This is a genomic window from Pantoea sp. RCC30.1 (assembly GCF_058148845.1).
Map to the genome: position 1 here is coordinate 1 of NZ_JBXUHX010000061.1, position 8,976 is coordinate 8,976.

The 8,976-nt window shown below is 52.8% G+C and carries 10 protein-coding genes and 1 pseudogene; all 11 read right to left on the reverse strand.

Annotation, left to right across the window (positions count from 1 at the left end; genetic code table 11):
* Positions 1 to 486 (reverse strand): PTS transporter subunit EIIB (locus tag AC2LB6_RS24140; protein WP_490095414.1); only part of this gene is annotated, 486 nt, incomplete at its 3' end.
* 135 nt (positions 487 to 621) lie between these two features.
* Positions 622 to 1,455 carry a BglG family transcription antiterminator LicT gene (gene licT / locus AC2LB6_RS24145; protein ID WP_490095415.1) on the reverse strand — a complete coding sequence of 278 codons (834 nt, stop codon included), beginning with the start codon at positions 1,453 to 1,455 and terminating at the stop codon, positions 622 to 624.
* 163 nt (positions 1,456 to 1,618) lie between these two features.
* Entirely contained in the window at positions 1,619 to 2,950 is a 1,332-nt protein-coding gene (locus tag AC2LB6_RS24150; protein ID WP_490095421.1) for a carbohydrate porin, read from the reverse strand.
* A gap of 750 nt (positions 2,951 to 3,700) precedes the next feature.
* Positions 3,701 to 4,063 (reverse strand): YebG family protein, encoded by a 363-nt coding sequence (locus AC2LB6_RS24155; RefSeq protein ID WP_490095416.1) that lies wholly within the window; start codon positions 4,061 to 4,063, stop codon positions 3,701 to 3,703.
* 156 nt (positions 4,064 to 4,219) lie between these two features.
* Positions 4,220 to 5,014, reverse strand: a complete 795-nt coding sequence (locus tag AC2LB6_RS24160; RefSeq protein ID WP_490095417.1) for an SIR2 family protein — start codon at positions 5,012 to 5,014, stop codon at positions 4,220 to 4,222.
* Positions 5,011 to 5,571, reverse strand: coding sequence for a non-canonical purine NTP pyrophosphatase (locus AC2LB6_RS24165; protein ID WP_490095418.1), 561 nt, complete (start codon positions 5,569 to 5,571; stop codon positions 5,011 to 5,013). Before AC2LB6_RS24165 ends, AC2LB6_RS24160 begins: the two co-directional genes overlap by 4 nt.
* Positions 5,572 to 5,719: 148 nt before the next feature.
* Positions 5,720 to 6,619: an ABC transporter substrate-binding protein gene (locus AC2LB6_RS24170; RefSeq protein WP_490095419.1), complete on the reverse strand. Its 900-nt coding sequence runs from the start codon at positions 6,617 to 6,619 to the stop codon at positions 5,720 to 5,722.
* The gene (locus AC2LB6_RS24175; protein WP_010247075.1) at positions 6,616 to 7,410 is read right to left on the reverse strand and encodes an amino acid ABC transporter ATP-binding protein; all 795 of its coding nucleotides are present in this window, start codon (positions 7,408 to 7,410) and stop codon (positions 6,616 to 6,618) included. The genes AC2LB6_RS24170 and AC2LB6_RS24175 overlap by 4 nt, the downstream gene beginning before the upstream one ends.
* On the reverse strand, positions 7,394 to 8,320 hold the full coding sequence (locus AC2LB6_RS24180; protein ID WP_010247074.1) for an amino acid ABC transporter permease: 927 nt from the start codon (positions 8,318 to 8,320) through the stop codon (positions 7,394 to 7,396). The genes AC2LB6_RS24175 and AC2LB6_RS24180 overlap by 17 nt, the downstream gene beginning before the upstream one ends.
* A gap of 9 nt (positions 8,321 to 8,329) precedes the next feature.
* Complete coding sequence (locus tag AC2LB6_RS24185; protein ID WP_490095420.1) at positions 8,330 to 8,842, reverse strand: GNAT family N-acetyltransferase; 513 nt, start codon at positions 8,840 to 8,842, stop codon at positions 8,330 to 8,332.
* Between the two features lie 10 nt (positions 8,843 to 8,852).
* Positions 8,853 to 8,976 (reverse strand): annotated as a pseudogene (locus tag AC2LB6_RS24190) (ABC transporter substrate-binding protein); the annotation flags it as partial.

Genomic DNA, 8,976 nt, shown 5'->3' on the forward strand with positions numbered 1-8,976 from the left:
GCCCAGCACCATAGGAAAGAAGAAAAAAAGGGCATCGCTTGCCGCAAACCAGATTTTATACGTTCCACTTTCAACAGAAAGCCAGCCGCAGACCACGGCCAACGCCAGCAGACCTTTGAGAATACCGGAAGCGGCAAGAATGCCGATAAACGGCGTAAAAATACCTGACACAATATCGATCAGGCGACTAAAAAGGTTTCCTGACTTCTCATCCTCTGTTGATGCGGGGGGATCATCCGACAGTCCCGCTTCAGCACGGACTGCCTGCCAGACATCATGAACATGGTTGCCGATCACCACCTGAAATTGCCCGCCGCTTTCGACGACCATAATGACGCCCGGATTTTTCTTTAGTCCTTCAGCATCCGCTTTGTTGTTATCTTTCAGTTTAAAACGAAGCCGGGTGGCACAATGTACCAGGCTTACGATGTTCTCCCTGCCACCAATATGGCTAAGGATATCCTGCGCCAGCATGTGATATTCCATCTCGATTTCCTTACACCCAATGTCAGTGGACATCTGGTATTGAGCCAAAAATAAAAAAACCCGAGAACGGCCTCTTTTAAGAGGCCGCGCTCAGGTTTTGCCTGCGGTAAGCAGTAACAATCCAGTTTATGGGACTTAATGCCCCTCTTTTCTCACCCGTTCGATATGGATGGCGAGAAACATAATCTCTTCTGCGGTCAGCTCACGCTGGTAGCGTTGTTGCAAATGCTGTGCGACTTTCACCGCGCATTTCCAGGCTTTGGGATAGTTATCTTTTACTGCTGTATGCAGCGAAACATCGTCATCGTCTACCACGGTCCGCGTCAGCATCCGCTGGGCAAAAAATTTCAGATGGGTGACGAACCGCTGATAACTCAGCGACGATTCGTTGTACTCCAGCTGCAATTGATACTTCACCAGTTGCAGAATCTCCTGCATAACCCGGGTGACATCCATCACTTCCGGCATTTCGTTATGAAGCTGTGCCGTCACAAGATGTAGCGCGATAAAACCGGCTTCATCTTCAGGCAGTTCAACGTTCAGACGACGGGCAATGATTGCCCTGGCCTCCTGCCCCAGTTCGAACTCTTTGGGATAGAGACGTTTGATATCCCACAGCAACACATTTTTAATCGCCAGACCTTTGTTCTGCCTTTCAATGGCAAAAAAGCAGTGGTCGGTTAAGGTGATATACAGACTCTCCTGCAGTTTACCCAGGCGCTGTGTCGCAAGATCAATAATGCGGTCACACGTGGTCATCACTTCTGGCGGAATCTGGTTTAATAGCTCCTCCAGCCGACGGACCAGCAGATCACTTTGCGGTGCGAACACTTTCTCAATGTGCGCGCTATTAAGAGTGTCACCGACGCGCTTCTGGAACGCCAGTCCACGTCCCATAACGACCTGCTCGCGCCCCTGTTCATCCTGAACCATCACCACATTATTATTAAGAATTTTGGCGATTTTCATCGGAACCCCAGAAACAAAAAAACCTGACCTCCGGCAGAGGCCAGAAATCAGGTTTTGCCTGCCTAAGCAGTAACAATCCAGTTCGGGCACTCTATCATTTCCAGTTGTGACCTCAATCTCTGACCAACAAAAACGTGACAGCGATCGACATCCACTTGTTCGCTTAAAACGTCACGACCGTTTTAAGTTCAGTGATCCAGGCATCCTGCGTGCGCGAAATCCCGGCCGGACGATGCCAGTATTGAAGTCCTGGTTGCAGCTCCAGCCAGGAAAAGGGACGGAATCGGTAATAGAATTCACCATTCAGCGCATGTCCCGGGACCGGATGATAAGCAGCATCGTTATAGTCAGAAACGCCACTGATCGTATTCATGTAACGCTGGTTGCGCGCGTATTGATTGCTCATCTCCGTCCAGGTCAGGCCAACGCCAATCCAGTCTTCTGGACGGGCGTCAAACAATCCCCGATAACGAAGCGAAGCCGCATAGACCGAATGCATGTAGTTAGTGCGCTGATCGGCCAGGCTCATGCTGAAAGAAGTACTTAACCCGCGACTCACATCATCCTGATGTCGCGTCAGCTGCTGGTTAAGGCCGGCGTAAAGAAACCACGTTCGATTGTGCTTATCATAACCGCTGGGGTCATCTGCACCCGCGCCGCCTGAGCGGCCGCGATAGAGAGCAGTTTGCGGGGCATTGGTAAAAACCACACCCAGATTGTAGGCACCGGGCAGACCGTTAAGTATCGGGCGGGCTTCGATCTCTACCGGCAGCAAGATCCCTTTACTGCCCCGGGTGGAACTACTCCAGGCGTGATGACGACGGGAAGCATCCGGATTCTGCTCCATCACACCCCCTTTCAGGGTGACGGTGGGCGTCACTTTATATTCCAGCGTGGTTCCCCACGTATGGACGTTCCAGTTGTTCCAGGTCAGTGAATTAGCCGATTTGCCGCCACACTGCGAAAGCATCTGGAAGTCACAGGGTATGATCTGATCGAAGGTCTGAACCTTGTTCATCATTCCGATACGCCACGTCATACGCCTGTCATCGAAACTCCGGGCAAAAGTCAGCCAACCCAGTCGGGTAATTGATTGTCCGCCCCAGCTCTCCTGTGTTAAATCATTAAAATTGACACGGGTATCCTGTGTCCGTTTGGTAGTGAGGTTATCATTGTGATTACGGTTAACGATATTTCCTTCGATACGCGCATCGGGGATACCTGTCCAGCGTTCGAGATGCTGATTGAAGGTTAGTGCGAACTGATCAATATAGGCGAGATGTGAATCATGGTTATAACCGCCACCGCCATTCCATCCGAACTGACTGAGGTAGCCAAAGTTATAGGTAAACCCATTATCATTAAGCATTTTACGAAGGCCAAACATCTCGCCGAGAATGGGTTCAGGTGGAGATTCAAATCCTAATACAGCCCCGTTCCACTCCTGTGCTTCTGATAAGGGCGAGAAAATTAAAAATGAAAATGCGCACAGCATTATTTTATATTTCATTTTGACAACCTGCTATTAAATTTTAGGGGCGTCATGGTTCGCAGGAGAGTGTCAGCTCTCCTGTCATCATGTTCAGACCTTTACTGTCTCAAAGTGATTTAAGCAAATAACTTATTGATTAGTAATACTTTTAATAGAATCCTTAAAGAAAGTGCAAAAAAAAACCTAAGCGGCCTACAGCGGTAAACACCGTGAGACGCTTAGGTTTTGCCTGTTATCCAGTAACAACCCTTCGCTGAAAACAGGGCCACCTTATCACTGCTTTTTGAAAATGAATAGGGCCGAAGCTTAATATTTTAAGAAACTGAGATCCAATTAACGATTAATGGCATGGTTATTATCGCCAGGTTATGACAGGAATTTTTTGTTGGAATCAGAGCAAAGTAAATATTAACAGCAGGTCAGATAACCTTTCTCACTAACGCATTTAATGAAACCTCATAAGAATTATTAGTGAAGGGCGTAACGAAGCCAGTGAAAGCGAGACTCTAAAATTCACTGATATAAAATCAATATTATTAGCACCAGCTTAATGCTACAAAGAAAAGCGCAGTAAATAAGGGTGAGTCAAATCAGGATTCTGGATAACAATGAGGTGGCGGGATAAGAAATTACAGGCAAAAGAATAAGGGGAATGTAATGACAAAAGCACAAGTTATGAATAGCCTGAAAGGAAGGAATTAACCCTCTTCAAAAACAGCAACGCCGGAAGGTTTGCTTCCGGCGTTGCTGAGATTACGCGGCTTTAACGGCGCGAACTTTCTTTGCAACAGGCTCTTCAACCTGCTCATCCGCGCCATCGTCTGACACGGCTTCAGGCTGAGAGGACGTTGCAGCTTCAGGTTTTGAAACGGCAACCGCTTCCGGCAGTTTGCTGGTACGCAGAATATGCTGAACCGCATCTTTCTGCTCTGCAATCAGCAGGCCCAGCGTTTCCGCCTGAGATTCATCCAGTGCAGGTTGATGCTGTAACAGCCAGTCGGTGAAGGCTTCGGCCATATCGAGCATTTTGTCGTAGGCATCGGCCTCTTTCTTATTGGCAAACGTCATCTTCTCTTCACCCTTTCTGACTACTACAAATTTTGTTTCAACAGCCATCTTTTCGCCCTCAGGTACTGTGTATACATACAGTATATCATGCCGGTTATGCTTTGCCAGCAGAGAATAGAGTTTATCGGTTATGCGCGGGCTAACCTTAACCGCGCGCAGGTTTTTTTCTTTTTCCTGATGCTTCTCTGCCGTAAGCCGCGCTGACTATACCAGCAACTCTTCGAGGAACATCGCCAGTGCTTTGCGCGGATCATCCTCTTCGGAAACAATCACCTCGATCCCCCACTGTCCCAGCACCTCTTTGGCCACCGGGTTATTGCGGTTGGTGAACAGATAAGATTTTGGACGGGCAGTTGCCAGCCCGGTGCGGCCCCACATCTTAGTCAGACGGTAAAACAGCAGGCGAATGTTGAAATCACTGATGCTGTAGCCGACAAACAGCACTGAGTTGCCCATCACATCGTGAGTCAGTTTGATGTCTAGCGGCGAGTCAAAATAGAGACGTTCAAAATAGCTGCTCTCATCGAGGACGATGGAGGTGTCATCATCAAAGTCACCGTGCAGTTTAATAATGTGACGCTTATCTTCGGTCAGCGAGACCAGGTCAGCGGCGTTTGCCACTTTGTAATAAGGAACACCGTGGGCATCGTGCGCGGCTTCCAGCCAGCGATCGTAATTGGTGGTGTAGATACGCGAGAAGTTACCCTGCGTGATCATGGTATGAATTTCAGAAGTCCGGACATCGATATCCGGGCGGTGCCACTCACGATCCATCCAGCTGCGCAGCGGGCCAAGCGACCCCTTTTTCTGTTTGTAATACTCCGCCAGCGACAGATGCGTGCCATAGGTATTGAAGATTTTCGGGTCGTAGCCCAGCTCATTAGCCAGATGAGCAATAAGTTCATGCCACTCGGGAAGACCAAAATTGCGCGAAATACCGGCGCCGGCAAACAGAATCAGTTTGCCGGAATCATAGGCGCGTTTGAGTTCAGGTTTCATGACACTCCCCGCGAGGTTTTTAAAAAGGTAGCGAAGCGATCCAGCGCGATGCGCCGCATCGAGATCTCATTCTTGAGTTCGCCCATTTCGGCAAAGGTCTGTTCATAGCCTTCAGGAATAAACACGCAGTCCCACTGGAAGCCGCGTGTCCCGGCAGGTTTCGCGGCGATGGTGCCGCGGAGTTCACCAGAAAACTGGTACATCTTACGGCCATCGCAGTAGCCCAGCACCGTTTTGGCCGTCACGGCCTGGCTGTCGAGCCCCTGCACCAGCGCGGTAAAGCGCTCGGCGTCCAGGCGGTTCCAGAAGATACGGGTCAGACCAGCGGGCAGACCATTCAGGCCATCCAGATAGAGGCCGGTATGCTCCACAAATAGCGGTCGCCCAATCAGCGAAAAGGCTTTGGTCAGTTTGTCGCGCACCAGATCCAGCTCGTTTTCTGTCTGAATTTCTTCGATGCGACGGGCGATGGGCAGGACTTCGACCCCGATGGGTTCGAGTATTTTGCGCACCTCAGCCAGTTTTGGCTCATTGGCAGAAAGGAATCTGATTTTCATGGGGCTTCCAGGTCAATTACTCCGCCACACAGTGAGGATTTTACGGAAACAGGCAGGCAGGATAAATCACTAACGCTGGAGAGTGTAGTTCAATTCTGTGCTCATCCGGTTGAGAACCGGCCGCAGCAGGCGAGCCGGTTCTACAGACTCAGTAAACAATGCCCGGTGGATTCACCGTCGAGTGAGAGATGGCTTCATCCTGTTCGCCCCAGCGGGCCAGTACCTGCTGATACTGTCCGCCTGCGATGGTGCCATCCAGCGCAGTCTGCAGCGCGGGGGCCAGGCCATTGCCCTTTTTGGTGGTCACGGCGACCCACGCGCGAAACGGTCCGCTGCCAACCAGTTTTGTCTGTCCGCGTGACGCCACTTTCCAGGCCGCCATAGAGTGAGGGCCAAACATCGCATCTGCCCGTCCCGACAGCAGCGTCAGCGTCGCAGACGCATCATCGGTAAGGTAAATCGGCGTTACCGCAGGCAGACCTTTGGCCCGGTTCTGCTGATCCCAGCTCAGCAATATGCGCTCCTGATTGGTACCCGACGAGACGATAATCCGCTTACCGGCAATATCAGGCGGGCTATTAATCCGGCTGATGTGACTTTCTCGTTTCACCGCAAAAGCGTGGTTGTCGGCGCGATAGGTCGCAAAATCGAACTTCTTTTTGCGCTCTTCGGTGACGGCAATATTGAACATCGCAACATCATAGCGTCCGGCACTGATCCCCAGCGGCCAGTCCTCCCAGGAAGCCGGAACCAGCCTGAGTTTCAGGCCCAGGCTGTCCGCCAGCAGCCTGGCAATATCGGGATCGCTGCCGATACGCGTCACATTGTCAGACGCCAGCAGCGACAGCGGTGGCGAATTAGTAGCTGAGGTCGCCACCGTCAGCGTGCCCGGTTCGATAAAATGGAAGTCAGCCGGAATTTTACTGATTGCCTGTGGATTGGCAGGCGCATGGATCGGCGTCTCGTTTTGCAGGACATCGAGCTTGTCAGCCGCGGAACAGGCCAGCGCCGGAAGCAGCGTCAGAACCGTTAACGTTAATGCCCTCATAACACGCGCGCCAGAAAGCGTCGGGTGCGCTCATGACGCGGATTATTGAGCACCTGGGTGGTGCTCCCCTGCTCCACAATCCGGCCATCCACCATAAAGACCACGTTGTCCGCCACTTCTCGGGCAAAGCCAATCTCATGCGTCACAATCACCAGCGTAGTGCCGGAACGCGCCAGCTTTTTAATTACATCCAGCACTTCGCCCACCAGCTCCGGGTCCAGCGCCGAGGTCGGCTCATCGAACAGCATGACCCGTGGATTGAGCATCAGCGCACGCGCAATCGCGATGCGCTGCTGCTGCCCGCCCGACAGGTGACGCGGCCACGCATCGGCTTTATGCCGCAGGCCCACAATATCCAGCAGTTCGCCCGCACGCTGTATCGCTTCCGGTTTCGTTAACTGACGATGGGCAATCGGCGCTTCAATCAGGTTATCCAGCACGCTGAGGTGCGGGAAAAGATTGAAGTTCTGGAACACGTAGCCGACGTTGATGCGCTGGCGCAGAATCGCCTTCTCTTTCAGTTCATACAGCTTATTACCGCGCTGCTGATAGCCGATGTAGTCGCCATCAATCTGAATAAATCCTTCGTCGACCCGCTCCAGATGATTGATGGTACGCAGCAGCGTGGATTTACCGGAGCCGGACGGCCCGAGGATCACCGTGACCGATCCAGGCGCCAGCGACAGGGAAACATCATCCAGCGCCTTGTGTTTACCAAATCGTTTGCTGACACCGGTAATGCTTATGGCACCGGTAGTGTGTGAGGTGCGGTAATCAATGGCTTCGGACATGGCTGATCTCCTCGGTCGGATGAAGTGGCGTGACGCGGTTGCGCCATTGTCGCCAGCGCGATGGTTGCGGTTCACGGGTGACACTGCGAGCCATCCAGCGTTCAGCGTTGTACTGAATCACTGACAAGACGGTGGTGATAATCAGATACCAGGCGGCTCCCACCATCAGTAGCGGGATCACTTCCTGATTGCGGTTGTAGATCATCTGAATGGTGTAGAACAGTTCTGGCATCGCCAGCACATAAACCACTGACGTGCCTTTTGCCAGGCTAATGATCTCGTTGAATGCGGTGGGAATAATGGCGCGGAGCGCCTGCGGCAAAATGATGCGGAAAGTGCGGCGCGTGGCGGAGAGCCCCAGCGCAGACGCGGCCTCCACCTGACCGTGATCGACGCCGAGGATCCCGCCACGGATAATCTCCGCGCTGTAGGCCGCCTGCACCAGCGTCAGACCGATAACGGCTGCCTGAAACTGCCCCAGCACGTTAATCGTCTGATACGCCCCCCAGGAGAGGCCGGTAAATGGAATGCCGACAGACAGGGTGTCGTAGAGATAAGAGAAGTTATAAAGAATGATCAGCACCACAATCAGCGGCAGTGACCTGAACAGCCAGATATAACCCCACGCCAGCGTGCTCAGCAGCCACGATGAGGAGAGACGTGCCAGCGCCAGCAGACCACCCAGAAAAAGACTGAATATCGTACCCAGCAGCGTCAGCAGCAGCGTCTGACCCAGACCGTGCAGGATCACCGGATCAAAGAACCAGCGGGCAAACACGCTCCATTCCCAGCGGGGGTTAAAGGCTACCGACTGCACCACGCCTGCCAGAATAAACAGCGCAACGATAGCGCCTGCGGTGCGTGCCGGGTAGCGTGCCGGCACCACCTGCAGATGTTGATGTTTGCTCATCGTCACTCCTTAACTCGCTTCGGCGACGTTATAGACGCCGATCACTTTGATAAAACGCAATCGCCCGTCGTACGGCGGCTGGCCGTACCGCTCCAGATCGCCGCTAAGATCAAACTGTGGCTGATAACCGTGACCGGTATAGAGCCGCACCGCCTCCGGCTGACGGAAACCGGTGGTGAGGAACAGCCGCTGATAACCTGCCTGCAACGCACGCCGCTCCAGCTCCTGCAACACCACCAGCGCCAGCCCCTGACGGCGGAGATCGCTGCGGGTCCAGATACGTTTCAGCTCGGCGGTCTGCGGGTCATAGGGTTTATAAGCGCCCATCGCGATGATCTCGCCATCACGCTCCAGCACGATAAACAGCCCCTGCGGCGGCAGATACCATTCAGTCAGCTCCTGCTCTTTATGACGGGCAAAGTAGTCGCCGTAGCGCGCGGAATATTCACCGAACAAGCCGCCGAGAATCGGCTGCAGCTCGGGTGCGTCAGGCGACACTTCGCGAAAAGTAGATTCACTCATGGTCAGCTCCTTAATCGCCCAGCCCGGCGGGATTGATTTCAGAACGATCGATGTGCTCAACGCCCTCGCCCCAACGATTCAGCACCTTCTGATAGTCGCCATTGCCGATTGTGCCGTTCAGCGCGGTGCTGATC